Source organism: Variovorax sp. GW822-FHT04A09, assembly GCF_058801005.1.
Genome location: NZ_JBXAMV010000001.1, coordinates 1,726,856 through 1,751,069, shown reverse-complemented (window position 1 = coordinate 1,751,069; position 24,214 = coordinate 1,726,856). Strand labels below are relative to the sequence as shown.

General features: G+C 70.1%; 26 protein-coding genes. 16 read left to right on the top strand and 10 right to left on the bottom strand.

The genetic code is table 11. The features are described from left to right. Window positions 1–31 precede the first annotated feature (31 nt). Genes AC1RLW_RS07905 through AC1RLW_RS07890 form a run of 4 tightly spaced genes read left to right on the top strand, consistent with a single transcriptional unit; the run spans window position 32 to window position 4,047 of the window. Window positions 32–1,045 carry a sugar ABC transporter substrate-binding protein gene (locus AC1RLW_RS07905; RefSeq protein ID WP_062475722.1) on the top strand — a complete coding sequence of 338 codons (1,014 nt, stop codon included), beginning with the start codon at window positions 32–34 and terminating at the stop codon, window positions 1,043–1,045. Between the two features lie 29 nt (window positions 1,046–1,074). Further along, window positions 1,075–2,034 carry an ABC transporter permease gene (locus AC1RLW_RS07900; protein ID WP_062475719.1) on the top strand — a complete coding sequence of 320 codons (960 nt, stop codon included), beginning with the start codon at window positions 1,075–1,077 and terminating at the stop codon, window positions 2,032–2,034. Beyond that, entirely contained in the window at window positions 2,034–2,831 is a 798-nt protein-coding gene (locus AC1RLW_RS07895) for an ATP-binding cassette domain-containing protein (RefSeq protein WP_070059425.1), read from the top strand. The genes AC1RLW_RS07900 and AC1RLW_RS07895 overlap by 1 nt, the downstream gene beginning before the upstream one ends. Further along, window positions 2,824–4,047, top strand: coding sequence for an ROK family transcriptional regulator (locus AC1RLW_RS07890; protein ID WP_493192681.1), 1,224 nt, complete (start codon window positions 2,824–2,826; stop codon window positions 4,045–4,047). Before AC1RLW_RS07895 ends, AC1RLW_RS07890 begins: the two co-directional genes overlap by 8 nt. A gap of 13 nt (window positions 4,048–4,060) precedes the next feature. On the opposite strand, the gene AC1RLW_RS07885 is transcribed toward AC1RLW_RS07890, so the two are convergent. After that, a complete protein-coding gene (locus tag AC1RLW_RS07885) occupies window positions 4,061–4,507 on the bottom strand; it encodes a hypothetical protein (RefSeq protein ID WP_493192680.1) in 447 nt (148 codons plus the stop codon). Next, window positions 4,492–4,749 (bottom strand): hypothetical protein, encoded by a 258-nt coding sequence (locus tag AC1RLW_RS07880; protein WP_095744831.1) that lies wholly within the window; start codon window positions 4,747–4,749, stop codon window positions 4,492–4,494. The genes AC1RLW_RS07885 and AC1RLW_RS07880 overlap by 16 nt, the downstream gene beginning before the upstream one ends. Window positions 4,750–4,948: 199 nt before the next feature. Here AC1RLW_RS07880 and AC1RLW_RS07875 point away from each other — a divergent pair, with 199 nt between their 5' ends. The 6 genes from AC1RLW_RS07875 to AC1RLW_RS07850 all read left to right on the top strand — a co-directional run bounded on the left by AC1RLW_RS07875 (window position 4,949) and on the right by AC1RLW_RS07850 (window position 11,881). Beyond that, window positions 4,949–5,590 carry a hypothetical protein gene (locus tag AC1RLW_RS07875; protein ID WP_493192679.1) on the top strand — a complete coding sequence of 214 codons (642 nt, stop codon included), beginning with the start codon at window positions 4,949–4,951 and terminating at the stop codon, window positions 5,588–5,590. Between the two features lie 146 nt (window positions 5,591–5,736). Further along, window positions 5,737–6,861 (top strand): 3-deoxy-7-phosphoheptulonate synthase, encoded by a 1,125-nt coding sequence (locus tag AC1RLW_RS07870; RefSeq protein WP_493192678.1) that lies wholly within the window; start codon window positions 5,737–5,739, stop codon window positions 6,859–6,861. A gap of 400 nt (window positions 6,862–7,261) precedes the next feature. Then, window positions 7,262–7,786 carry a Csu type fimbrial protein gene (locus AC1RLW_RS07865; RefSeq protein WP_307694065.1) on the top strand — a complete coding sequence of 175 codons (525 nt, stop codon included), beginning with the start codon at window positions 7,262–7,264 and terminating at the stop codon, window positions 7,784–7,786. A 33-nt stretch (window positions 7,787–7,819) separates the two neighbouring features. Then, complete coding sequence (locus AC1RLW_RS07860) at window positions 7,820–8,569, top strand: fimbrial biogenesis chaperone (protein ID WP_157755020.1); 750 nt, start codon at window positions 7,820–7,822, stop codon at window positions 8,567–8,569. A 25-nt stretch (window positions 8,570–8,594) separates the two neighbouring features. Then, window positions 8,595–10,919, top strand: a complete 2,325-nt coding sequence (locus AC1RLW_RS07855; RefSeq protein WP_493192677.1) for a fimbria/pilus outer membrane usher protein — start codon at window positions 8,595–8,597, stop codon at window positions 10,917–10,919. After that, window positions 10,907–11,881, top strand: coding sequence for a Csu type fimbrial protein (locus AC1RLW_RS07850; RefSeq protein WP_095744839.1), 975 nt, complete (start codon window positions 10,907–10,909; stop codon window positions 11,879–11,881). Before AC1RLW_RS07855 ends, AC1RLW_RS07850 begins: the two co-directional genes overlap by 13 nt. 30 nt (window positions 11,882–11,911) lie before the next feature. Here the strand turns inward: AC1RLW_RS07850 and map are convergent, their stop codons facing one another. From map to AC1RLW_RS07810, 8 genes are all read right to left on the bottom strand, one after another. After that, window positions 11,912–12,703, bottom strand: a complete 792-nt coding sequence (map, locus tag AC1RLW_RS07845; RefSeq protein ID WP_493192676.1) for a type I methionyl aminopeptidase — start codon at window positions 12,701–12,703, stop codon at window positions 11,912–11,914. Next, the gene (locus tag AC1RLW_RS07840; protein WP_493192675.1) at window positions 12,703–12,963 is read right to left on the bottom strand and encodes a ParD-like family protein; all 261 of its coding nucleotides are present in this window, start codon (window positions 12,961–12,963) and stop codon (window positions 12,703–12,705) included. Before AC1RLW_RS07840 ends, map begins: the two co-directional genes overlap by 1 nt. Window positions 12,964–13,030: 67 nt before the next feature. Further along, a complete protein-coding gene (locus AC1RLW_RS07835) occupies window positions 13,031–13,435 on the bottom strand; it encodes a DUF6194 family protein (RefSeq protein ID WP_493192674.1) in 405 nt (134 codons plus the stop codon). Between the two features lie 15 nt (window positions 13,436–13,450). Then, window positions 13,451–14,470: a Bug family tripartite tricarboxylate transporter substrate binding protein gene (locus AC1RLW_RS07830; protein ID WP_493192673.1), complete on the bottom strand. Its 1,020-nt coding sequence runs from the start codon at window positions 14,468–14,470 to the stop codon at window positions 13,451–13,453. Between the two features lie 22 nt (window positions 14,471–14,492). Next, a complete protein-coding gene (locus AC1RLW_RS07825; RefSeq protein ID WP_493193065.1) occupies window positions 14,493–15,878 on the bottom strand; it encodes a sensor histidine kinase in 1,386 nt (461 codons plus the stop codon). Window positions 15,879–15,908: 30 nt separating this feature from the next. Next, on the bottom strand, window positions 15,909–16,574 hold the full coding sequence (locus tag AC1RLW_RS07820; RefSeq protein WP_062482520.1) for a response regulator: 666 nt from the start codon (window positions 16,572–16,574) through the stop codon (window positions 15,909–15,911). Between the two features lie 26 nt (window positions 16,575–16,600). Then, window positions 16,601–17,608 (bottom strand): Bug family tripartite tricarboxylate transporter substrate binding protein, encoded by a 1,008-nt coding sequence (locus AC1RLW_RS07815; protein ID WP_062482518.1) that lies wholly within the window; start codon window positions 17,606–17,608, stop codon window positions 16,601–16,603. Window positions 17,609–17,682: 74 nt separating this feature from the next. Next, a complete protein-coding gene (locus AC1RLW_RS07810; protein WP_056573982.1) occupies window positions 17,683–18,477 on the bottom strand; it encodes an IclR family transcriptional regulator domain-containing protein in 795 nt (264 codons plus the stop codon). 199 nt (window positions 18,478–18,676) lie between these two features. Between AC1RLW_RS07810 and AC1RLW_RS07805 the strand changes: the two genes are divergently transcribed. Genes AC1RLW_RS07805 through AC1RLW_RS07780 form a run of 6 tightly spaced genes read left to right on the top strand, consistent with a single transcriptional unit; the run spans window position 18,677 to window position 24,132 of the window. After that, on the top strand, window positions 18,677–19,600 hold the full coding sequence (locus AC1RLW_RS07805) for a shikimate dehydrogenase family protein (RefSeq protein WP_095947409.1): 924 nt from the start codon (window positions 18,677–18,679) through the stop codon (window positions 19,598–19,600). Between the two features lie 31 nt (window positions 19,601–19,631). Next, window positions 19,632–20,465, top strand: a complete 834-nt coding sequence (locus AC1RLW_RS07800) for a shikimate dehydrogenase family protein (RefSeq protein WP_493192672.1) — start codon at window positions 19,632–19,634, stop codon at window positions 20,463–20,465. Between the two features lie 16 nt (window positions 20,466–20,481). Next, a complete protein-coding gene (gene pcaB / locus AC1RLW_RS07795) occupies window positions 20,482–21,696 on the top strand; it encodes a 3-carboxy-cis,cis-muconate cycloisomerase (protein WP_095744850.1) in 1,215 nt (404 codons plus the stop codon). Then, complete coding sequence (locus tag AC1RLW_RS07790; RefSeq protein WP_095947412.1) at window positions 21,693–22,118, top strand: carboxymuconolactone decarboxylase family protein; 426 nt, start codon at window positions 21,693–21,695, stop codon at window positions 22,116–22,118. Before pcaB ends, AC1RLW_RS07790 begins: the two co-directional genes overlap by 4 nt. Further along, on the top strand, window positions 22,115–23,359 hold the full coding sequence (locus AC1RLW_RS07785; RefSeq protein WP_493192671.1) for an MFS transporter: 1,245 nt from the start codon (window positions 22,115–22,117) through the stop codon (window positions 23,357–23,359). Before AC1RLW_RS07790 ends, AC1RLW_RS07785 begins: the two co-directional genes overlap by 4 nt. After that, a complete protein-coding gene (locus AC1RLW_RS07780; protein WP_493192670.1) occupies window positions 23,356–24,132 on the top strand; it encodes an alpha/beta fold hydrolase in 777 nt (258 codons plus the stop codon). The genes AC1RLW_RS07785 and AC1RLW_RS07780 overlap by 4 nt, the downstream gene beginning before the upstream one ends. Window positions 24,133–24,214 lie beyond the last annotated feature (82 nt).

The window sequence follows — 24,214 nt, the reverse complement described above, 5'->3', positions numbered from 1 at the left end:
TGCGCCCGCCCCCCCTGAAGGAGACAACCTCATGTTCATCAGCCCGCGCTTCGTTCCCGCCCTGGCCGTCCTGGCCCTCGCCGCCTCGGCCACGTCCACGGCCCTGGCCGCCGACCCGCCCGTCATCGGCCTGGTCACCAAGACCGAGACCAACCCCTTCTTCGTGAAGATGAAAGAGGGCGCGCAGGAAGAAGCCAAGAAACTCGGCGCCAAGCTGCTGTCGGGGGCAGGAAAGGCCGACGGCGACAACGCGGGCCAGATCACGGCGATGGAAAACATGATCGCCGCCGGCGCCAAGACCATCCTCATCACGCCCAGCGACGCCAAGGCCATCGTGCCGGCGATCAAGAAGGCGCGCGACAAGGGCGTGCAGGTGATCGCACTCGACAGCCCAGCCGATCCGCCGGACGCCACCGACGCGCTCTTCGCCACCAACAACTACACGGCCGGCGTGCTCATCGGCGAATACGCCAAGGCCGCGATGGCCGGCAAGACGCCCAAGATCGTCGCGCTCGACCTGCTGCCGGGCCACCCCGTGGGCGCGCAGCGCCACAACGGCTTCATGAAGGGCTTCGGCCTGCCGGCCAACGACGCCAAGTCGAACGAGCTGTCGAAGTCGCCCGAGATCGTCTGCATGGCCGACAGCTTCGGCGACCAGGCCAAGGCGCAGACCGTGATGGAGAACTGCCTGCAGAAGGCGCCCGACGTGAACCTGGTCTACACCATCAACGAGCCCGCCGCGGCCGGTGCCTACAACGCGCTCAAGCGCGCGGGCAAGGAGAAGGGCGTGATGATCGTCTCGGTCGACGGCGGCTGCCAGGGCATCAAGGACACGGCCGCCGGCATCATCGCCGCGACCTCGCAGCAGTACCCGCTGAAGATGGCCGCCATGGGCGTGGCCGCGGGCGTCGAATTCGCCAAGACCGGCAAGAAGGCCTCGGGCTACGTCGACACCGGCGTGACGCTCATCGCCGGCAAGAGCGTGGCCGGCGTCGACAGCAAGGACACCAAGACCGGCACCGAGCTGTGCTGGGGCAAGAAGTAAACGGCCCCGGTCTATAGGGAGGCACACCGATGGCGAAATCTCCGACGCACCACATCCCGTGGGGCGCCCTCGGGCCGTGGCTGGCCCTGCTCGGCGCCTGCATCTTCTTCGCGACGCAGTCCGAGCGTTTTCTCACGGGCGGCAACCTGTCGCTGATCCTGCAGCAGGTGATGGTGGTGGGCGTGATCGCCATCGGCCAGACGCTGATCATCCTCACGGCCGGCATCGACCTGTCGTGCGGCATGGTGATGGCACTGGGCGGGATCATCATGACGAAGTTCGCCACCGAGCTCGGCATGCCGGTGCCGGTGGCCATCCTGTGCGGCATCGGCGTGACGACGCTGTTCGGCCTGCTCAACGGCCTTTTGGTCACGCGCATCAAGCTGCCGCCGTTCATCGTGACGCTGGGCACGCTGAACATCGCGTTCGCGATCACGCAGCTGTATTCGTCCTCGCAGACCATCACCGACCTGCCCGCCGGCCTCACGGGCCTGGGCACCACCTTCACCATCGGCAGCGCCGAGGTGGCGTGGGGCTCGGTGCTCATGCTGGCGCTCTACGCGCTCGCGTGGTTCGTGCTGCGTGAGACGGCGGCCGGCCGGCATGTCTACGCGATCGGCAACAACGCCGAGGCCACGCGGCTGGTGGGCATTCCCACGCAGCGCGTGCTGCTCGCGGTGTACGTGGCGGCGGGCGTGTTCTACGGCATCGCCTCGCTGCTGTCGGTGGCGCGCACCGGCGTGGGCGACCCGAACGCGGGCCAGACCGAAAACCTGGACGCCATCACGGCCGTGGTGCTCGGCGGCACCAGCCTGTTCGGCGGGCGCGGCATCGTGCTGGGTTCGCTCATCGGCGTGCTCATCGTGGGCGTGTTCCGCAACGGGCTCACGCTGATGGGCGTGTCGTCGATCTACCAGGTGCTGGTGACGGGCGTGCTGGTGATCCTGGCGGTGGCGGCCGATCAACTCTCGCGCAAGGGAGCCCGCTGATGAACACCGTGGCCAACCCCAAGATCGTGATGCAGGCCAAGGGCCTGGTGAAGCGCTACGGCCAGGTCACCGCGCTCGACGGCGTCGACTTCGAGCTGCGCGAAGGCGAGATCCTCGCGGTGATCGGCGACAACGGCGCGGGCAAGTCGTCGCTCATCAAGGCGCTGTCGGGCGCCATCGTGCCCGACGAAGGCCAGATCCTGCTCGACGGCGCGCCGGTGCATTTCCGCAACCCGCTGGACGCGCGCCGGGCCGGCATCGAGACGGTCTACCAGGACCTCGCCGTCGCGCCCGCGATGACCATCTACGAGAACCTCTTTCTCGGCCGCGAGCTGCGCCGCCCCGGCTTCCTGGGCAACGTGCTGCGCATGCTCGACAAGAAAAAGATGCTGCTCGAAAGCACGGCGCGCATGGCCGACCTGAAGGTCGGCATCCAGTCGATGACGCAGGCCGTCGAAACGCTCTCGGGCGGCCAGCGCCAGTGCGTGGCCGTGGCGCGCAGCGCGGCCTTCGCGCGGCACGTGGTCATCATGGACGAGCCCACCGCCGCGCTCGGCGTGAAGGAGGGCAACATGGTGCTTGAGCTGATCCGCCGCGTGCGCGAGCGCGGCCTGCCCGTGGTGCTCATCAGCCACAACATGCCGCACGTGTTCGAGGTGGCCGACCGCATCCACGTGGCGCGCCTGGGCAAGCGCGCGGCCGTGCTCAATCCGAAGAAGATCAGCATGAGCGACACCGTGGCCGTGATGACCGGTGCCATGACCGCCGACCAGTTGCCTGCGGAGGCGCATGCTTGATACCGATGCCCTCGAGCGCCCGTCGGCCTTGCTGCGTCCGCGCGGCTCCAACCAGGTGGGCATGCGCCAGTTCAACGAGCGCGTGGTGCTGCAGGCGCTGCGCGTGCACACCAGCCTGCCCAAGGCCGACCTCGCGCGGCTCACGGGCCTGAGCGCGCAGACCATCGGCCTCATCACCGCGCGGCTCGAGGACGACGGCCTCATCGTCAAGCAAAGCCGCGTGCGCGGGCGCATCGGCCAGCCCTCGGTGCCGCTGGCGCTCAACCCCGACGGCGCCTTTGCCATCGGCGTCAAGCTCGGGCGGCGCGGGGCCGAGTGGCTGCTGATCGACTTCGCGGCGCGGGTGCGCGAGCACCACGCGATCCGCTATGAATTTCCAGATGCCGGGGCGCTGCTGCCCGTGATCGCCGAGCACATCCACCGCCTGCGCGACGGGCTCGGGCCGCTGGCCGCGCGCAATGTGGGCGCAGGGCTGGCGGCGCCGTTCCAGCTTGGCGGCTGGCACCGCACGCTGGGGCTGTCGAAGGCGCAGTCGGACGAGTGGAACCAGATGGACCTGCTGGCCGAGGTGCGCGCGCGCACCGACGTGCCCGTGGGCTTCGCCCGCGACACCGTGGCGGCCTGCGTGGCCGAGCTGGTGACCGGGCGCGGGCACGACCTCAAGAGCTTTCTTTACATCTTCGTCGACACCTTCGTGGGCGGCGGGCTGGTCATCAACTCGCACCTGCACACCGGCGCGCACGGCAACGCGGGCGCGCTCGCGTCGATCCCGATGCGCACCGAGAAGCCCTCCGAAGGCCTGTCGACCCAGGTGGTGGCCGAGGCGTCGCTGTGGGAGCTCGAGCAGCGCCTGCGCGCCGAAGGCCTCGACGCCACGGCCGCCTACGACGACCGCGCGCTCGAAGCGCCGTTCGCCGCGGCCACGCAGGCCTGGCTCGGCAGCGCGTCGCGGGCGCTGGCGCATGCCATCGTCAGCAGCACGGCGGTGCTCGACCTGGCCGACGTGGTGATGGACGGCTCGATGTCGCGCGCGCTGCTCGACGCGTTGCTGGTGCAGACCCGCACGGCGCTCGCGCAGTGCAACTGGGAAGGCCTGTGGGCGCCGCAGCTGCATGGGGGCAGGGCGGGGGCGCAGGCCTGCGCGCTCGGCGGCGCGATGTTGCCGCTGCACGCCAACTTTGCGCCGGACCACGATGTGTTTCTGAAGGCGGGGTGAGCCGCTCAAAAGCTCAGAGGTTTGCTGAGGCGTGCAGGTCGCGCGGCAGTCGCAGCGTGGTCGCGCGAGCGCCTGCGGGGCACGGCCCGTCGGAGTAGGCCGCATCGCCCTCGGGCATGACGCACTTGTTCACCTCGACGACGGCAGGCACGGACTTGGCGGCCGGCGTTTCGGGGCCGATCACCGGGGGCTCAAAGTTCGCGTTTGTCGGGCTGACGGGTGCTGAGGATGCGCTGGGCGCCGCATCCGGCAACGTTTCGCGGGCGGTCGACCTGTCGGGTTCGGCGGGCACGACTGCCGTGGTCAAGAGCGCAGCACGCGCCGCGCTCTCGTGCACCAGGTCTTTCAAGGTCACGTAGAAGAGCGACATCGCCACCAGCGCCACGCCCAGGCACGGGGCCCAGTACCGCCGGGGGTCGCCTGCGGGCGGTCGGGCCCGCGAGGTCAACGCCGCGGCCATGCCAGGCCTCCGTTCTGCAACACGCCGGCCAGCTTCGCGATGCCGCCGGTGCCGCTCGCCGCCCGGCCGATCAGCGCGCCGCCGGCGGCGCCCGCGACGATCCGCATCAGGAACGATCGGCTGCGGCCCGCGGCCAGCAACAGCAGCACGCCGGCGCCGAGCACGACGAGGTGTTCGCCGGGGTAGTCGGCGCGCGCCGCATCCACCTGCTTGATCTTGTCGATCGTCTGTTTCAGGTCCATGGCTGAAGCTCCTTGTCGTGTTCAGCCGTTCTTACCGGTGAGCGCCGGGCTCCGCTGTAGGCCGGCGCCATGCGCGGTGACGGAATCCGCCGCGAAAACGCCGTGGAGAAAGCCGCATCGCACGGGAAGCGGGGCGCTCTCGATAATGCAACCCGCTTGTAGAGAACCCCACAGAAGCACAGAAGTAGAGAACCGCGAAATGAGTGCAGCAGATTTTCTTTTCGCCCCCGAGGTGCAAAAGCTCTTGATGGTCGCCTACGCGGCGCCCCAACAACCCTTGTCTTCCAGCGAGCTGGCCCATCGCTCGAAGCTCGACCCGGCCGATGCGGAGCGCACCCTGGCGCACCTCGTCAGCAGCGGCATCCTGAAGAAGCAAAAGCCGAAGGCCGAGGAGGCCGAGACCTTCTCGATCGACCGCGCGTTCATCTTCCACGACGAACTGCGCAACATCGCGCTCAAGTCGTTCGCCGCGGCGGAGCCGGTTCGCGCGATGCTGCGCGGCAAGTTCAAGGCCTCGGTCGTGCGCGCCTTCGTGCTCGCGGAGGACGAAGACGGCACCCTGGAGCTGCTCGTCGTGCACGGCCAGTCGATGCCCGACGAAGCCACCCTGGCGGCCGCCTGCCGGAAGCTCTCGAAGAACATCCACCGTCACCTGAAGGTGCACGTCATCTCGAACGCGAAGTTCAACGGCCTCACGCCTCGCGATGCACTCATGCCGAAACCCGCGGCGCTCGAGATCATCAAGCCCGGGGATACGAAGGCGCCGCTGCCCGTCGAGAAGGTCGGTCTCTTGCAGAGTGCGAGGAAGAAGTTGGCGACGCTGTCGCGTTCGTCGGCGTGATCGCCTGGCTTTTGTCCTGTGAGGCCAGCGGCCGTTGCAGGCCGCGACGGACCCCGACGTGTTCCTGAAGGCGGCCTGAGCCGGGGAGGAGGGCGCGCTGGGGGACAATCGAAGCAACCCCCTCGACATCACAGCATTCCACGATCATGTCCCGCCTCGACGACCCCCGCCACGACGCCGAAGTCGGCTCCCGCGACAGCACCCTCGACACCACCCGCATCGACGACGTGCGCATCGGCGCCGTGCGTCCCCTCATGACCCCCGCGCTGCTGCAGGAGCGCGTGCCCGTGCGCGACAACACGCTCGCGCTGGTCGAAGGCAGCCGCGCGGCCATCGCCGACGTGCTGCACGGCCGCGACGACCGCTTGGTGGTGGTGGTCGGCCCGTGCTCCATCCACGACCACGACCAGGCCATCGAGTACGCGCAGCGCCTGAAGACGGTGGCCGATTCGCTGCAGGACGACCTGCTGATCGTCATGCGCGCCTACTTCGAGAAGCCGCGCACCACCGTCGGCTGGAAGGGCTACATCAACGACCCGCACCTGGACGGCAGCTTTGCCATCAACGAAGGCCTGGAGCGCGCGCGGCGCCTGCTGCTGGAGCTGACCACGCTGGGCCTGCCGACCGGTACCGAGTTCCTCGACCTGCTGAGCCCGCAGTTCATCGCCGACCTGATCGCCTGGGGCGCCATCGGCGCGCGCACCACCGAGAGCCAGAGCCACCGCCAGCTGGCCTCGGGCCTGAGCTGCCCGGTCGGTTTCAAGAACGGCACCGACGGCAGCGTGAAGGTGGCGGCCGACGCCATCCTCGCGGCGCGTGCGCCGCATGCCTTCATGGGCATGACCAAGATGGGCATGGCGGCGATCTTCGAGACGCGCGGCAACGACGACTGCCACGTGATCCTGCGCGGCGGCAAGGCGCCTAACTATTCGGCGGCGGATGTCGCTTCGAGCTGCGAGGCGCTGCTGGCCAACGGCCTGCGCCCGCAGGTGATGATCGACGTCTCGCACGGCAACAGCAGCAAGCAGCACCAGCGCCAGATCGTGGTGGCCGAGGACGTGGCCGCGCAGATCGCGGGCGGCGAGCGGCGCATCACCGGGATCATGATCGAGAGCCACCTCGAGGAAGGCCGTCAGGACCTGAAGCCCGGTGTGCCGCTGAAGCACGGCGTGTCGATCACCGATGCCTGCATCGGCTTCGCGCAGACGGTGCCGGTGCTTGAGGGGCTGGCGTCGGCGGTGAAGGCGCGGCGGCGGTTGGCCAAGGCCTGAGGCTGACGAGGGGGCAGGGCGACTCCCTGCCGCCTGCGCCCGGGCGGGTCCGGGCAACGCTTTGAGCCGGCCCGCATCGACTTCCTGAGGCTGCCCAGCCTCGGGCGCCACCAAGCCCTGCGCTTGTTGCGACCACTTCCCCACCCGCTATCGACCGCACCAAGGCCTCCACTTCGCGGAGGCAGGGGAGCTTTGACTGTGGTGGAAATGTAAACAATGCAAACAGTTTTCCAATTGTTACGAGAACTAGATCACGAAATTTGAGCCGAGGCGCCGTGAATCCGAGGGCAAACGGGCCGGTTGTGGGGCATCCTTGCGCCACTTTGTAGTCAAAACGTATGCAAAATGATTACAAAATACCGACCTGTCAGGTCTTATTGATTACATTTGGAGTGCTTTCATGCTCAAGCTCGCAGTCGCCGCGGCGGCCACCGCCACCCTCGTTTTCGCATCCGGTTCGGCCCTGGCTGACACCGCCGGTGCCAGCTTCCAGGTCAAGATGACCATCGTGCGCAGCTGCGCGGTGACGGCCGGCAGCGCCTCCGACATCAGCCTGGGCACCACCGTGCAGCCCACCGCCACCAACCAGACGGGCAACAACACCATCTCGGTCACCTGCTCCAAGACCACGCCCTACACCGTCGGCCTGCTGCCTTCGTCCACCAACGGCGGCACCACCGACGGCACGGGTGCCATGTCGTCCGTCGCCAACTCGGCCACCAACACCGACAAGGTGCCCTACGCGCTGTACTCCAACGCGGGCAACAGCACCGTGTGGGGCAACACCACCGGCACCGGCGCCAATGTCGTCGGCGGCACGGGCACCGGTGCGGCGATCACGCACACGGTCTACGCCAAGAACACCAACGCCAACTTCACCCCGGACAGCTACGCCGACACCGTGACGGTGACGGTCACGTACTGAGCCAGAGCTGAATCACCGAGCCAGAGCTGAATCGTGAGACGTGCACTTGCCATCCTTGGACTGTGGGGCGCATGCCTGCTTGGCGGCGGTGCGGTCCAGGCGGCCGGCCTGCAGGTCTCGCCCGTCACCCTGACGCTGGCGCCGACACGGCAGGGCGATGGGCTCTGGCTGAGCAACACGGGAACGGCGCCGCTGGATGCGCAGATCCGCGTCTTCCGATGGACGCAGGTGGACGGACAGGACCGCATGGAGCCGGCGGACGGACTGGTCGTCAGCCCGCCCATGCTGCAGCTGCCCACCGACGGGCGGCAGCTGGTGCGCGTGATCCGCAACGGCCCGCCGCCCGCGGGCCCGGCGGAAGAGGCCTACCGCGTGCTGGTGGATGAGCTGCCCGTGCCCCAGGCGGCGGGCGCGGCGGCGGACGGCAAGAAGAGCAACCTGAACTTCGTGATGCGGCACTCGCTGCCCATCTTCGTGTCCCCGGCGGGCGCGGAGCCGGCGCCCGCGCAGTTGCGCTGGAGCCTGCGGCGCGAGGACGGCAAGGCTGTGTTGGAAGTCAGCAACAGCGGCGGGGTGCATGCCCAGCTCGCGGACCTCGTGTTCACCGGCGCGGACGGCCGCGCCGTCGCCGCCTACACCGGCTTGCTGGGCTACGTGCTGCCCGGCGCCACCATGCGCTGGCCGCTGAAGACGTCGCCCGCCGCCCTGGCTGGCGCGGGTCGCTGGCAGGTCATGATCGATGGCAGAACGACGGACGCCAACCTCGCGCCGCTGGCGCGCTGAGCGGGCCGGGTTCGCTGCGAGGGCCTTGCTGGCTCCGTTTGCACTGGCCCTGACCACGCTCCCCGCCCACGCAGCGCCCGCCGCGCAGTCCGTGCCGGGGGCCATGACGCTGTACCTGGAGGTCAGCCTCAACGGCATGGCGCGCGGGCTGCACCCGTTTCGCCTGCAGGCCGGGGCCTTGTCGGCCTCCCGCGCGGTGCTGTGCGAACTGAGTTTCTCCCTGCCCGACAACGGCGCCGAATGGCTGCCCCTGCGCGACCTGCCCGGGCTGGTGGCGGACTACGACGCCGCGCGCCAGCAACTGAGCCTGACCGCGCCGCTGGCGATGCTGCAGCTGCCCACGGCCACGGTGGGGCAGGCGGCCGTCACCGCGCAGCCCCTGAGCACCTCCACCGGCCTGCTGCTGAACTACGACCTCTATGGCACCCAGGGCAGGGGCGGCAGTGCCAGCCTGAGCGCCTTCGGCGAGCTGCGCGCCTTCCGCGGCGCCAGCGTGCTCAGCACCACCTGGCTGATGCAGCGCACGCACGACACCCAGGGCTGGAAGGACCAGTCCGTGCGCATGGACAGCACCTGGAGCATGGCCTTCCCCGACAGGATGCTCACCCTGCGCGTGGGCGATACGCTCACCGGCGCCGTGCCCTGGTCGCGCGCCACGCGCATCGGCGGCATCCAGCTGTCGCGCGACTTCGGCCTGCAGCCCTACCGGCAGACCGCGCCGCTGCCCAGCTTCATCGGCTCGGCGACGATGCCTTCGGACGTGGAACTGTTCATCGACGGCATCCGCCAGTACAGCGGCCAGGTGCCGGCGGGGCCCTTCCAGCTCAACGCGCTGCCGCGCATCAACAGCACGGGCACGGCGCAGGTGGTGGTGACCGACGCGCTGGGCCGCGCCGCCACGCTGAGCTTCTCGCTCTTCGACAGCAGCCGCCTGCTGGCGCCCGGGCTGAGCGACTGGACCGTGGACCTGGGCGTGGTGCGCCGCAACTACGGCCTGCGCTCCTTCGACTACGGCAAGCAGCCGGTGCTGACCGGCACCTGGCGCCGGGGCCTCAGCGACAGCTTCACGGTGGAAGCGCATGGCGAAGTGACGCGCGGCCTGGCGCTGGCCGGCGCGGGGGGCGTGTGGCAACTGGGCGCCGCGGGCACGCTGTCGGCGGCGCTGGCGGGCAGCCGGCACGACGCCGACACCCCGGGCGGCAGCCGCAGCGGCACGCAGACCAGCCTGGGCTACCTGTGGCGGCAGGAGCGCCTGTCGGTGGGCCTGAACGGCAGCCGCACCCAGGGCGACTACCGCGACGTGGCCACGGCCTACGGCTCGGCACCGGCCAAGGGCAGCGCCAGCGCGAGCGTGGGCTATGACATGGGTGGCTTGGGCAACGTCAGCGTGAGCTACCTCTACCTGCGCCCGGTCGGGCAGAACGCGTCGCGCTACGCCAGCGTGAACTGGTTCCGTTCGATCGGGCGCACGACCTCGGTCTCGGTGGGCATGAACCAGAACCTGGACAAGCGCAGCGACCGCGGCATCTTCGTCGGCCTGAGCTGGTCGTGGGACGCGCAGACCAGCGTGAGCGCTGGCGTGCAGCGCAGCGGCGACCAGGGCACCGTGGGCACCGTCAGCGCGCAGCACTCCCCCCTCGGTGACGGCGGCTGGGGCTGGCGCGCCACCGCGCGCACGGGCGGCGGCACGACCGGCGGGCAGGCCGAAATCAACTACCTGGGCCCCTACGGCCGCGTGCAGGCCGGCGTGAGCGAGATGGGCGGCGGCCGCGCCAGCCGCTACGCCTACGCCGGCGCCAGCGGTGCGCTGGTGCTGATGGGCGGCGGGGTGCTGGCCGCGCGGCGCATCGACGACGCCTTTGCGGTGGTGGACACCGACGGCGTGGCCGGCGTGCCCGTGAAGCTCGAGAATCGCCCGGTGGGGCAGACCAACTCGCGCGGGCTGCTGCTGGTCGTGCCGGTGAACGCCTACCAGAACAACAAGCTGGCGATCGACCCGATGGACCTGCCCGCCGACGTGCGCATCGAGCGCGCCGAGAGCCTCATCACCCCGGCCGGCCGGTCGGGCGCACGGGCGCATTTCGGCATCACGCCCGTGCGGGCCGCCCACGTGGCACTGACGGACGCGCAGGGCCAGCCCTTGCCGCTGGGCAGCCGCGTGCAGGTGAACGGGCAGGAGGGTGGGGGCGCGGTGGTGGGCTACGACGGCTGGGTGTACCTGGACACGCTCGACGTGCGCAACACGCTGGCCGTGCGCACGCCCGACGGCGCGATGTGCCGGGCGCAGTTCGACTGGCGGCGTCCCGAAGGCGGTGGTTTGCAGAAAGAGCGGTTGACATGTGGACGTTGAGATTCGTGAAACTGGCGCTGGCCTTCTCGTGCCTGCTGGGCATGGGTGCGGCGCATGCCGACCCGAGCTGCTGGGTCGCCAGCCAGCCGAGCTTCGCCTTCGGCACCGTCACGGCGTCGGCTGCGACGGACACCACCGCCACGGTCGGCTTCGCGTGCCAGAACGACACCGGCCAGACCATGTTCTTGAGCTACTGCGTGTACGTCTCCCAGGGCAACGAGATCGCCGGCTACGCCCCGCGCTACATGACCAACTGGAACGGTTCGCAGATGGCCTACAACATCTATGCCGACGCGGCCCGCAGCGGCATCGTCGGCCCGCCGCCGGGCGGCGGCACCTACGCCAGCGCGGGCGGCACCTTCGTGCTGCCGGCCAGCGGCGGCAACGTCGCGTTGAACATCCCGCTGTACGGTCGCGTGCCGTCCGGGCAATCGCTGGCGGCGGGCAGCTACCAGGCCAACATCTACAACTCCGAGGTCGTCTGGGGCATGAAGAGCGGCAACGCGCCCGACAGCTGCACCGCGAGTTCGGCCAAGTACGTCGGCAGGACGAACTTCTACACGCAGGTCACGGCCCTCTATTCCAACGCCTGCACCGTCAGCGTGGCGGCCACCGACCTGGACTTCGGCAGTGCCAGCTCGCTCAGCGCCGCGGTCAACGGCACGGCCGCCATCACGATGGCCTGCCCGCCCAGCACCGCCTGGAAGGTAGGACTGAGCAATGGCGTGAACGTGGCAGGGACGCAGCGGCGCATGGCGGGCGGCACCGGTGACTACATCCAGTACGAGCTGTACCGCGATGCCGCGCGTTCGCTGCGCTGGGGCAACACCGTCGGCACGGACACGGTCGACGGCAGCGGCAACCCCGGCAGCAGCATTCCGGTCTATGGGCGGGTGCCGGCCCAGACCAATGTGACGCCGGGCAGCTACAGCGACACGATCACGGTCACCGTGACCTACTGAATCGCCATCGCCCCAGGGCCGGGCCGCGCATCAGATCGGCGCGTAGGTCCCCGTGCCGTCCGGCCAGGCCGTCAGCACCTCGTAGCCGTCGGCCGTGACCGCGACCATGTGCTCCCACTGCGCGGACAGCGAGCGGTCCTTGGTCACGACGGTCCAGCCGTCGGCCAGCTGCTTCGTTTCGGCGCGGCCCGCGTTGAGCATCGGCTCGATGGTGAAGACCATGCCCGGCTCGAGCACCAGGCCCGCCCCGCGCCGCCCGAAGTGCAGCACCTGCGGTTCGTCGTGGTAGATGCGGCCGATGCCGTGCCCGCAGTATTCGCGCACCACGCTGAAGTGCTCGCGCTGGGCGACCGACTGGATGGCGTGGCCCACGTCGCCCAGCGTCGCGCCGGGCTTCACCTGTCGGATGCCGGCGCACAGCGCTTCGTAGGTCGTCTCCACCAGCCGGCGCGCCAGCACGCTCGGCGCACCGACGAAGAACATGCGGCTGGTGTCGCCGAACCAGCCGTCCTTGTTGACGGCGACGTCGATGTTGACGATGTCGCCCGCCTTCAGGATCTTGTCGGGCGAGGGGATGCCGTGGCACACGACCTGGTTCACCGAGGTGAGGATGGTCTTCGGATAGCCCAGGTAGCCCACGTTGGCGGGAATGGCGCCCTGCACCTTCACGATGTGTTCGTGGCAGAGGCGGTCGAGCGCTTCGGTGCTCACGCCGGGCACGACGTGGGGCTCGATCATGGCCAGGACCTCGGCGGCCAGCTGTGCGGCGCGCCGCGCCATCACCAGCTCTTCGGCGGACTTGAGTGGAACGTCGTGTGCCATCAGTGCTGCTTGCCGTTCGCGGGGGCGCGGGGCTTGCCGGGTGGCGCCGAAGTGACTGTCGCGGCAATGTCCAGCCCGCCCGAGAGCTCGGCCTGGATCAGCAACTGGCAGACCTCCCGGTAGTCCAGGTCGGGATGCATCTCGGTCAGCATGCCGACCCGCATCCAGTGCTCTGCCTGCGCATTGATCGACCGGCTGAGGGCGTTGCCCGCCACGCGCAGGTTCTCGTGCATCAGGTCTGAAATCTTGACGATGCCCATGGGCCACCTCTGTATGAAACGTATATGGATTGTATGCGTTTCATGTGGTCGGGTGTTGGGGGCCGGTCTACGCGCTCTTGTCCCGCGCGATCAGCAGGTTGCGCGCTTCCACCAAGAGCGGCTTCACGGTCTCGAAGGTCGCGGCGCTCGGGTTGATCACGCTCACCCAGTGCATCTTGGCGTACACCGGGTGCGGCATCAGCCGGTCGATCGCGGTGTAGTCGACGTCAATTGGCGGCTGCTCGCCGAACAGTGCGCGAAAGGAGTCCTTGCCCACGCCGACGTTCAGGCGGAACACGCCGGGCCGGTTCAGCTTCGAGGCGCTGTCGAACTCGTTGTCCTTCGTCACGATCGTGGCGAAGGGGAACTTGTTGTCCGCGCCGTGGAAGAAGAAGGTGTTGTCGTCGGCCACTTCGAAATGGCCGCCGCCGAGCATGTCGATGAGGTGTTGGGTGATGTCGTCTTCGGTCATGGAGATTGGATGAGGTCAAGGCTTCCAGCGCCGCAGGCCGAGCTCGTCGGCCAGTGCCTGGTAGGCCTTGATGCGCGCCTGCACGTAGTCGTCGAGTGCGGCGCCGGTGAGGGCGAAAGGATAAAGGCCATGCCGCTCGCGCAGCGCCGCGTAGCCCGGCGCGGCCGTGGCCTCGGCGAAGGCGGCGGTCCAGGCGCGCACGGCGGCGTCGGGCACGTTGGCGCTCAGGTAGACGCCGCGCACGGTCGGCCAGACGATGTCCGCGCCTTGCTCGCGCGCGGTGGGCACGCCCGTGAGCGCACCGCCCAGCCGCGCTTCGGACAGCACCGCGAGCAGGCGCAGCGGCGCACCGCCGGCGATGGCCTGCAGCGCCTCGGCGGCGTCGCCCGGGAACGCGTCGACGTGCTTGCCCTGCAGCGCGCCCAGCGCATCGCCGCCGCCTTCGAAGGACACGAAGCGCATCGCCTTCGGCGCGCCGCCGGCCGCGCGCACCAGCAGTGCGGCCTTCACCCAGTCCTGGCTGCCGACCGTGCCGCCCGCGCCGAAGACCACGCGTGACGGGTCCTGGCGCAGCGCGGCGATCAGGTCCTGCAGGCGGCGGTAGGGCGAATCGCGGTGCACGGCGACCACGCCGTAGTCGGTGCCCAGCGTGGCGATCCAGCGCACGGCCGAGGGCGGGTGCGGCCCGAAGCGGCCCTGCGCGAGGTTGAGCAGCGAGCCGCTCGAGAACGCGACCAGCGTGCCCGGCCCGCCGAGCTGGCCGCTCGCGATGCGGTCGAAGGCCACTGCGCCGATGCCGCCCGGCAGGTAGCGTTGTGCGAGCGGCGCGCGCGCGGGGCGCACGGCCTGCAGCGCATCGCGCGCCAGGGCGCAGGTCAGTGCGAAGCCGCCGCCGGCCTTGGCGGGAATCACGCATTCCGCCGGGCCTTCGGACGCATCGCCCGCGGCCGCCGTCGCGTGCAGCGCGACAGGCGCGAGCCACGCGGACAGCGCGCGCAGCGCATGGCGACGGGTGAGAGCGAAGGGGCGTGGCATTGAAGGGAAGGCGGGCGGCGGTTCACCCCGCAGGCCGGGGCCACCAGATGATGGCATGCAGGCCCGGGCCGGCGCCGCGCGCTTCCAGCCGCAAGTCGCCGCGATGCCGCTGCGCGATGGAACGCACGATCGCCAGGCCGAGTCCGAAGCCGCCCTGGTCCGCGCGCGTGCCGCGCCGGAAGCGCTGGCCCAAGGTGGCGCGCTCGTCCTCGCTCAGGCCGGGGCCGTCGTCCTCCACGTTGAGGCTCCAGCCCGCGGCGTCGCCGGCCGCGAAGAGCGTGATCGTGCCGGCCGCCGGCGTGTAGGCGATGGCGTTGGCCACGAGGTTGCTCAGCGCTTCGCGCAGCAGGCCCCGGTCGCCCACCGCGTGCAGGTCGGGTGAGGGCGCATGGATGCCCAGGTCGATGCGCTTGGCGCGCGCCAGCGGCAGCAGGTCGACCGCCACCTCGCGCAGGAGTTCGGCGGTGTCGAATTCGGCGGGCGCCACGGCCACGGTGTCGCTGCGGCCCAGCGCCAGCAGCTGCTGCGCGCTGCGCGTGGCGCGGCCGATCTCGGCGCCCAGCGCGTCGAGCGCGGCGCGCACCTGCGTCGGGTCGTCCTCGCGGCGTGCGTAGTCGGCCTGCATCTGCAGCGTGGTCAGGTGCGTGCGCAGCTGGTGTGAGGCATCGTCGAGAAATTGCCGTTGTTGTGCGACCAGTTCCTGCGTGCGCGCCATCTGCTGGTTCACGGCGGCGACCAGCGGGCGCACCTCGGCGGGCAGGTCGGTCTCGGCGATGCGCGTGAGGTCGTCGGGCGTGCGTGCCTGCACCTCGCGCGCCAGCCGCGACAGCGGGCGCAGCGCCGCGGCCAGCGCCAGCGCGGTGCCGCACAGCAGCATCGCGAGGATCAGCCCGTCGCGCAGTGCGGCGCTGCGCACGAAGCGGCTTGTGAATTCCTGGCGCGAGCGCGTGCTCTCGCCGACCTGGATCAGCACGCTGCGCCCGGTGCTGCCGGCCGGCGCGCGGTCCAGGTCGCGCCGGTAGGCCGCGAGCCGCACGGCCTCGCCGAAGTAGGTGGCGTCGTAGAAGGCCGGCACGCCCATCGGCGGCTCGACGGGCGGCGCGGGCAGGTCGGCGCTGCCCAGCTCGACGAGCCCGTCGGAGGTCGCGACGCGAAAGAACACCTGCCCGCTGGCCGTGAGCTCGAAGAACTCGAACATCGTGTACGGCAGCTCGACCGACAGCCCGCCCGAGGCCGTGGAGATGTTCGCGTCGATCGACTTGAGTGCGCCGAGCAGCGAGCGGTCGTACGCGGCGTTGGCGGCGGCCAGTGCGTCGTGCCGCGTCATCCACAGCTCGATGCCCGTCACCAGCAGCAGGGCGGGGAACAGCAGCAGCGCGAGCCGCTGCCACAGGCTGGTGCGGCGCATGCGGTCGGAGAAGCGGCGCAGCGCGCTCACTCAATCCGCTTCCAGCACGTAGCCCAGGCCGCGCAGCGTGACGATGCGCACCCCGCTGCCGTCGAGCCGCTTGCGCAGCCGGTACACCAGCACCTCGATGGCTTCGAGGTGCACCTCGTCGTCGTCGGAGAACACGCGATCGAGGATCTGCTGCTTCGACAGCGGCTCGCCGCTGCGCTGCACCAGCGCGCGCAGCACGGCCTGTTCGCGCGGCGACAGCGCGAGCGCCTCGCCGCCCAGCGTGAACTGCCGGCGCGCGCCGTCGTACACCAGCGGCCCGCAGGCCAGGCGCGGATGCTCCACGCCGCGCGCGCGGCGCACCAGCGCATGCAGCCGCGCTTCGAGTTCGGCCAGCGCGAAGGGCTTGGCGAGGAAGTCGTCGGCGCCTGCGTTGAGGGAGGCGACACGCTCGTCCAGCGAATCGCGCGCCGTGAGGATCAGTGCCGGCAGCCGCTGGTCGCGTTCGCGCAGTCGCTGCAGCACCGTGTGCCCGTCCATGCCGGGCAGGCCCAGGTCGAGCACCAGCGCGTCGTGGTCGCGCTGCTGCAGGGCCCGGTCGGCCAGCCGGCCGTCGTCCACCCATTCGACCTGGATGCCCGCATGCTCCAGCGCCTTGCAGAGCCAGGTGCCCAGGGTGTGTTCGTCTTCGGCCAGCAGGATGCGCATGGCGCCGATGCTAGGGCCTGCCTGCCTCAATCAGGCTTGATGTTTGCCCTTGCGATGACCTTCTGCCAGCGGTTCTGTTCGGCGGTGATGAACTGCGCGAACTGCTCCGGCGTGCCACCCACGGCCTCGGCCGCATCGGCCGTGAGCCGCTGCATCGAGTCGGGCGACTTCACGGCCTTCATGGTCTCGGCCGACAGCTTGGCCATCTGCGGGGGCGTGATGCTGGCCGGTGCCAGCATGCCGTACCACTGCGTCATCTCGAAGCCGGGGAAGCCCTGCTCGGCCACGGTCGGCACGTCGGGCAGCTGTGCCAGGCGCTTGGCCGAGCCGGTGGCGATGCAGCGCACCTTGCCGGCCTTGATGAACGGAATGATCGCCGCCGCGCCGATGGCCGAGGCATCGAGCCGGCCCGAGAGCAGGTCGGTCACCATCGGGCCGGTGCCGCGGTAGGGCACGTGCAGCATGAAGACCTCGGCCGTCATCTTCAGGTACTCGAAGGCCAGGTGGCCGGCGCTGCCGTTGCCGGCCGAGCCGTAGCTCAGCTTGCCGGGCTTGCTCTTGGCATAGGCGATGAATTCCTTGAGGTTCTTCGCCGGCACGTCGGGGTGCACCACGTACAGGCTGGGCACCTTGGCCAGCAGGCTCACGGGCTTGAAGTCCTTGTTCGCGTCGTAGGGCAGCTTGGCGAAGATGTAGGGGTTCACGGCCAGCGTGCCGATGTGGCCGAGGATCAGCGTGTGCTGGTCGGTGGCGCGCGCCACTTCGCTCATGGCGATGTTGCCGGCCGCGCCGGGCTTGTTGTCCACGAACACGCTCTGGCCCAGCGTGCGCGACAGCTCGGCGGCGGTGGAACGCGCCACGATCTCCGAGCTGCCGCCCGGCGCGAAAGGCACGACGAAGCGGATCGACTTGCTGGGCCAGGCATCTTGCGCCGAGGCCATCGACGGCAGCAGGCCGCCGAGGGTGAGGGCGCCGCCGGCTTGCAGCCAGTGGCGGCGGCTCAGGGGAACGTCGGTGGGGAAGCGGTCGGACATGGCTTGTCTCCAGTGTTTTTTGGATGGAAGCCCGCATCCTGCCGGGCGGATGCTGTCGGAATGCTGTCAGTGCCTCAGATCAGGTTGCGCATCGCCTGCGCCGTCTCGCGCAGCACCGGCAGCACGCGGGCCACCGCGTCTTCCGAACTCTCGTGCCCCATCGGCATCGTGATGTTGAGCGCGCCCACCAGCGTGCCGTGGCGGTCGCGCAGCGGCACGGCGATGCCGCGCGAGTTCAGGTCGAGCTGCTGTTCCGACAGTGCCCAGCCCTGGGCGCGGATGCGCGCCAGCTCGAGCTTCATGCGCTCCATGCTCGCGATGGTGTGCGAGGTGAACACCGTGAGCTGGCGCGTGGCGAGCCAGTCGTTCAGTTCGGCGTCGCTGCGCAGCGCCAGCATCAGCATGCCCGAGGCCGTCACCTGCGCGGGCACGCGCGCACCCAGCACGTAGCCGGTGCTCATGCTGCGGTTGGGGCCGTTGCGTGCGATGTAGACCACCTCGTCGCCGTCCATCACGCTCAAGTAGGCGATCTCGTTGGTGCCGGCCGCCACGCGCTGCAGGAAGGGCTGCACCACGCGCGGCAGGCGGGCCGACTCGAGGTACGACTGCCCCAGGCGCAGCACGCGCGGCGTGAGCCAGAACAGCTTGCCGTCGCTGGCCACGTAGCCCATGTGCTGCAGGGTGAGCAGGTAGCGCCGTGCGGCGGTGCGCGTCATGTTCGTGCGCTGGCCGGCCTGGCTGGCCGTGAGGCGCGGGTTGGCGTCGTCGAAGGCCTCGATGATGCTCACGCCGCGCTCCAGCCCGGCGATCCAGTCGCGCTTGTCCAGGCCGGCGGGCGGCGTCGAGTCGTCGGGGCTGGTGCTGTTCATGGGCGGAAGTGTGCCCGCGTCCGGCACGGCGGCGGGGTCCGAGTGGCTAAGTAAAAACCCGCAATTTGATCGATTGACGAACTTAAAAGATCGATCATCGAACGTTTGATGCCCCGTATGCCAGCAGGCTGCGCGCGAAGGGACTATAAAGCCCGCTGTTCCGCCCCGAAACGAGCGATTGACGAACGGAAGCACGCCCATGAGCCCCATCATCACCGGCAGCACCCAGGCCTACCTCATCCCCGGCGACCCGGTCCGCAACGTGCGGCTGCCGCGCATGTTCAACGCGGCCTTCGCGCGCTACGGCATCGACGCCGTGCTGGTGCCCATGCAGGTGCCGGTGCGCGACTTCGCGGTGTTCATGAAGTCGGCCTTCCTGGCGCGCAACGTGCGCGGCATGGTGATCGCGCCGCCGCACAAGCCGCGCGTGGTCGACCTGCTCGACGGCTGCGGCCTGTTCGGCCGCGTGGCGGGCTCGGTCAACGTGGTGCGCCGCACCGAGGGCGACCAGCTCGAGGGCGACCTGTTCGACGGCGAAGGCCTGATCGGCGCGCTCGATCGCTGCAACGTGCCGTTCCGCGGCAAGCGCGTGCTGATCCTCGGCGCGGGCGTGAGCGCCGCGGCCATCGGGGTGGCGCTGGCCGAAGGCGGCACGGTGAACGGCGCCGAGCACATCGCCTTCTTCGACACCGCCTCCGGCAAGGCCGCGGGCGTGGCCGCCAAGCTCGACGCTTTTTTCGACGCGACCGTGGTCGCGGTCGACAGCAACGCGCCCGAGGGCTACGACCTCGTGATCAACGCCACGCCGCTGGGCCTGGCCGAAGACGACGCGTTGCCGCTGGACGTGGCGCGCATGGAACCGCACGCGGCGCTGTTCGACATCCTGCTGCGCAACCAGCCCACGCCGCTGGTGCGCGCGGCGCGGGCGCGCGGGCTCAATGCGCAGGCCGGCTTCGAGATGCTGGTGCAGCAGATGCCGCACTACTTCCGCTACTTCGGCCACATCGACGCGGCCGATGCGATGCAGGCCGACGCCGACTTTTTGCGCGAGCTCATCTATCCGCCGGCGATGCACGCTGAGATCGCAACCCCGTTGCGCTACCAATCCCCGAGCGTGGCCTGATCCCGCTCCTTCCTGAACAAGACGACTTCCCATGATCTCCGGCAAGACCACGCTCATCGCCCACATCGGCTACCCCACCGAGGCCTTCAAGGCGCCGATGATCTACAACCCCTGGTTCGACAAGCAAGGCATCGACGCGGTCGTCGTGCCCATGGGCGTGAAGCCCGAGGACTATGCGGTGTCGCTCGCGCAGATCTTCAAGTTCTCGAACCTGCGTGGCGCGTTGGTCACGATGCCGCACAAGGTCACGACGATGTCGCTGGTCGACGAGGTCACGCCCACCGCGCGCGTCGCAGGCGCCTGCAACGCCGTGCTCAAACGGCCCGACGGCAGCCTGCTGGGCGACCAGTTCGACGGCGCGGGTTTCGTGCGCGGCGTGGAGCGCAAGGGGCGCCTGTTCAAGGGCACGCGGGTGCTGGTGTCGGGCACGGGCGGTGTCGGGTCGGCCATTGCGGCGTCGATCGCGGCGGCCGGCGCGGCCGAGCTGATGCTGTTCGACATGAGCGACGCTTCGGCGCAGGCACTGGCCGCGCGGCTGCGCGAACACTATCCGCAGATGAAGGTCACCACCGGCTCGAAGGACCCGGCCGGCTACGACGTGGTCGTCAACGCCACGCCGCTGGGCATGAAGGACTCCGACCCGCTGCCCTTCGACGTGGACCGCATCGCGCCCGAGACCTTCGTCGGCGAGGTCGTCATGAAGACCGAATACACGCCGCTGCTGCAGGCCGCCAAGGTCAAGGGCTGCCAGGTGCAGGTCGGCACCGACATGCTGTTCGAGATGATCCCGGCCTACCTCGAGTTCTTCGGCTTCGGCACCGCCTCGCCCGAAGAGCTGCGCGCCGTCGCGCAATTGAAATACTGAAAACACCGGAACACGCATGAGCATTTTTGAAGGCTTCCTTTCCACCTCCGAAACGCTGGGCGCCTTCAGCGACCGCGCCTTCGTCGACGCCATGCTGCGCTTCGAGGCCGCACTCGCGCGCGCGCAGGCGGCCGAAGGGCTGATTCCCGAGAGCGCTGCGCATTCGATCGTCGGCAGCTGCAAGGTCGAGCTGTTCGACGTGGCCAAGATCGTGCGCGAGAGCGGACGCGCCGGCAGCGTCGCCATCCCGCTGGTGAAGGCGCTGCGCGAAGCGGTGGGCCTGTTCAATGCCGAGGCTGTGCCCTTCGTGCATTTCGGCAGCACCAGCCAGGACGTGATCGACAGCGCGATGGCGCTGGTCACACGCGAAGCCGTTGCGCTGGTCGAGGCCGATCTGGCCAAGGCCGCCGACGCACTGCTGCGCCTGGCGGTGCAGCACGCCGACACGCCGATGCTCGCGCGCACGCTGATGCAGCCGGCCTCGGTCACCAGCTTCGGCTTCAAGTGCGCCGGCTGGGCCGCGCCGCTGGTGCGCAGCCGCACCCGCCTGCGCGCCGCTGCGAAGCACGCGCTGCAGCTGCAGCTCGGCGGCGCCGTCGGCACGCTGGCGCAGATGAAGGGGCAGGGCGCCGCGGTGCGCCAGCGCATGGCCAAGGAACTCGGCCTGGGCGACCCCGGCGCCACATGGCACACGCAGCGCGACGAATGGGTCGCGCTCGGCTGCGAACTCGGCCTGCTCACGGGCAGCCTGGGCAAGGTCGCGGTCGACATCTCGCTGCTCGGCCAGTACGAAGTGGCCGAGGTCGCCGAGCCCAGCGAACCCGGGCGCGGCGGCTCGTCGGCGATGCCGCACAAGCGCAACCCCGTGGCCTCGATGGTCGCCATCGCCGCCGCGCACCGCGCGCCGCAGCGCGTGGCGGCCTTGCTCGGCGCCATGCCGCAGCAGCACGAGCGCGCGCTCGGCGCCTGGCAGGCCGAGCTGGCCGAATGGCCGCAGCTGTTGATGTCGGCGCACGGCAGCGTGCGCGCCATGGCCGGCGCCTTGCCCGGCCTGCAGGTCGATGCGGCGCGCATGCGCGCCAACATCGACCGGCTGCGCGCCGAGCTGCCGCGCGACGCGGCGGACGAATGGTTCGACCCGGCGCTGGCCGTGAACGCCGGCCAGACCGCACTGGCGCAGGTGAAAGCCCTGCAAGCCCAACTCTCATCCGACAAGGAACTCTCGCCATGACCGCCCCCGACACCCCGAGCAATCCTTACGAAGACGGCCTCGTCAACCGCCGCCGCGTGCTCGGCGACGCGTGGGTCGACAAGTCGCTCGCCAACCGCAACGGCTTCAACGCCGAGTTCCAGGAGCTCATCACGCGCCACGCGTGGAACGACATCTGGGGCCGCCCCGCGCTGGGCGACAAGACGCGCCGCTTCATGGTGCTGTCGATGATGCTGGGCATCCATGCGTACGAAGAGTTCGCCATGCACGTGCGCGCCGCGCTCGACGGCCCGCCCGAGTCGCGCCTCACGCCCGACGAGATCAAGGAAGTGATCATGATGGCCGCGATCTACTGCGGCGTGCCGGTGGCCAACCACGCCTTCGGCATCGCGACGAACATCCTGCGCGAGAAGGGCCTGCTGCCGCCAGTGGCGGCGCAGTGAGCACTACGGAAGGCCGGGGAGGCAAGGGCCGGTTCGACGTCGGCTTCACCTTGCTGCTGCCGCTGCTGCTCGCAGCACAACCGGTCGCTACCGACAGCTACCTGCCGGCGCTGCCCGCCATCGCGGGCGAGCTCGGTTCGGCCAGCACCAGCCTCACGCTGTTCGTGCTGGCCTTCGGCTTTGCGCAGCTGCTGTGCGGCCCGCTGGCCGACCGCTTCGGGCGCCGGCCGGTGCTGCTCGCGGGCCTGGGCTGCTATGCCATCGCGGCCTTCGGCGGCGCGTTCGCCGGCAGCGTGGCGGTGCTCGCGGGCTGGCGCACGCTGCAGGGTTTTTCGATGGCGGCGATTCTCGTGTGCTCACGCGCCGCGGTGCGCGACCTGTATCCGGCGCACGAGGGCCCGCACGTCATGGCACGGGGCCTCACGGGGCTGGGCATGGTCGGGCTGGTGGCGCCGCTGCTGGGCGCCTGGCTGGTGCAGGGCGCAGGCTGGCGCTGGGTGATGGTCGCGATGGCGGTCTATTCACTGGCGCTGTTCGCGCTGTGCTGGCGCTCGTTCGGCGAAACGCGCAAGCCACTGGCCGGAGGCGAATCGTCCGCGCCGCGCGGCAGCACGCGCGCCGTGTTCGCGAGCCGCGCCTTCCGCGCCTGGGCCTCGGTGGCGGCGGCCACCTACGGCGGGCTGTTCTGCTTTCTGCTGCTTTCGCCGATGGTCTACATCGGCTACCTCGGCTGGTCGCCTGCGTGGTACGGCTGGATTCCGGCCGGCGGCTCGCTGGTCTACATCTTCAGCACCACGATGTGCCGCAGCCTGCTGCGCCGCTTCGGGCCGATGCGCACCGTGCGCCTGGGCGCGGTGCTGAGCATCACCGGCGCCGTGATCCAGGCGCTGGGCTGCTGGCTGATGCCGCACAGCGCGGTGCCGCTGCTGGCGGGCCACGCCGTGTACTGCCTCGGCCACGGCATCCACCAGCCCTGCGGGCAGGCCGGCGCCGTGGGCGACCTGCCGCACCTGGCGGGGCGGGCCGTGTCGTGGTCCGGTTTCGGCATGATGATGGTCGCGTTCTGCGTGGGGCAGGTCGCCGCGCTGTTCGTCGACACGAGTTTTTCGTACGGCGCCTGGCCGATGGTGGTGCCGATGCTGATGGCCGGCACCGTGCTGCTGGCCATCGCGTTCCTGTGGCTGCCGCGCCTTGCGCAACCTGCTTCTCCATCCTCTCCCCAGAAGGACTCCACACCATGACCACTTCCTCCCCCCGCCTGAATATCGTGCGCGAAGGCGACGGCCCCTTCGTCGTGCTCAGCCATGCGCTCGGCTGCGACCTGCACATGTGGGACGGCGTGGCCGCGCAGCTCGCGCGCGCCCACACGGTGATCCGCTACGACCACCGCAACCACGGCGGCTCCGAGGTGGTGCCCGGCGTGCTGCGCGTGGAAACGCTGGCGCAGGACGCGTCCGAGCTGATCGCGCGCGAGACGGGCGGCGAGCCCGTGCACTTCGTGGGCCTGTCGATGGGCGGCATGACCGCGCAGGCGCTGGCGGTGCGGCACGCCGCGCAGCTCAAGACCGTGGTGATCGCCAATTCGGCCGCGCACTACCCGGACCAGGCCCCGTGGCGCCTGCGCGCGGAAACCGTGGCCGCCAAGGGCGTGGCCGCCATCGCCCCGGGCGCCGTGGCGCGCTGGCTCACGCCGGCCTACGCCGCCACGCCCGAGGGCGCGGTGGCCGCGCGCACGCTGCACGACACGCTGGTGCGCACCGACGCGCAGGGCTACATCGAGAGCTGCAACGCCGTGGCCGCCATCGACTTTCGCGACAGCAACCGCCGCATCGCCACGCCCACGCTGGTGATCGGCGGGCTGCAGGACGAGGCCACGCCCCTGGCCATGTCCGAGGCCATGGTGGCGCAGATCCCGGGCGCGCGGCTGGCAACCATCGACGCCGCGCACCTGAGCGCGGTGGAGCGCCCGGTCGAGTTCGCGCAGATGCTGATCGATTACTGGCGCAGCCTCTGAAAAAACGCCCGGCCCGCACCCCCGTGCGGGCTAGGTGTAACCCCTATTTCGTGCGAATGATGATCGGTGACGTGCGATCATC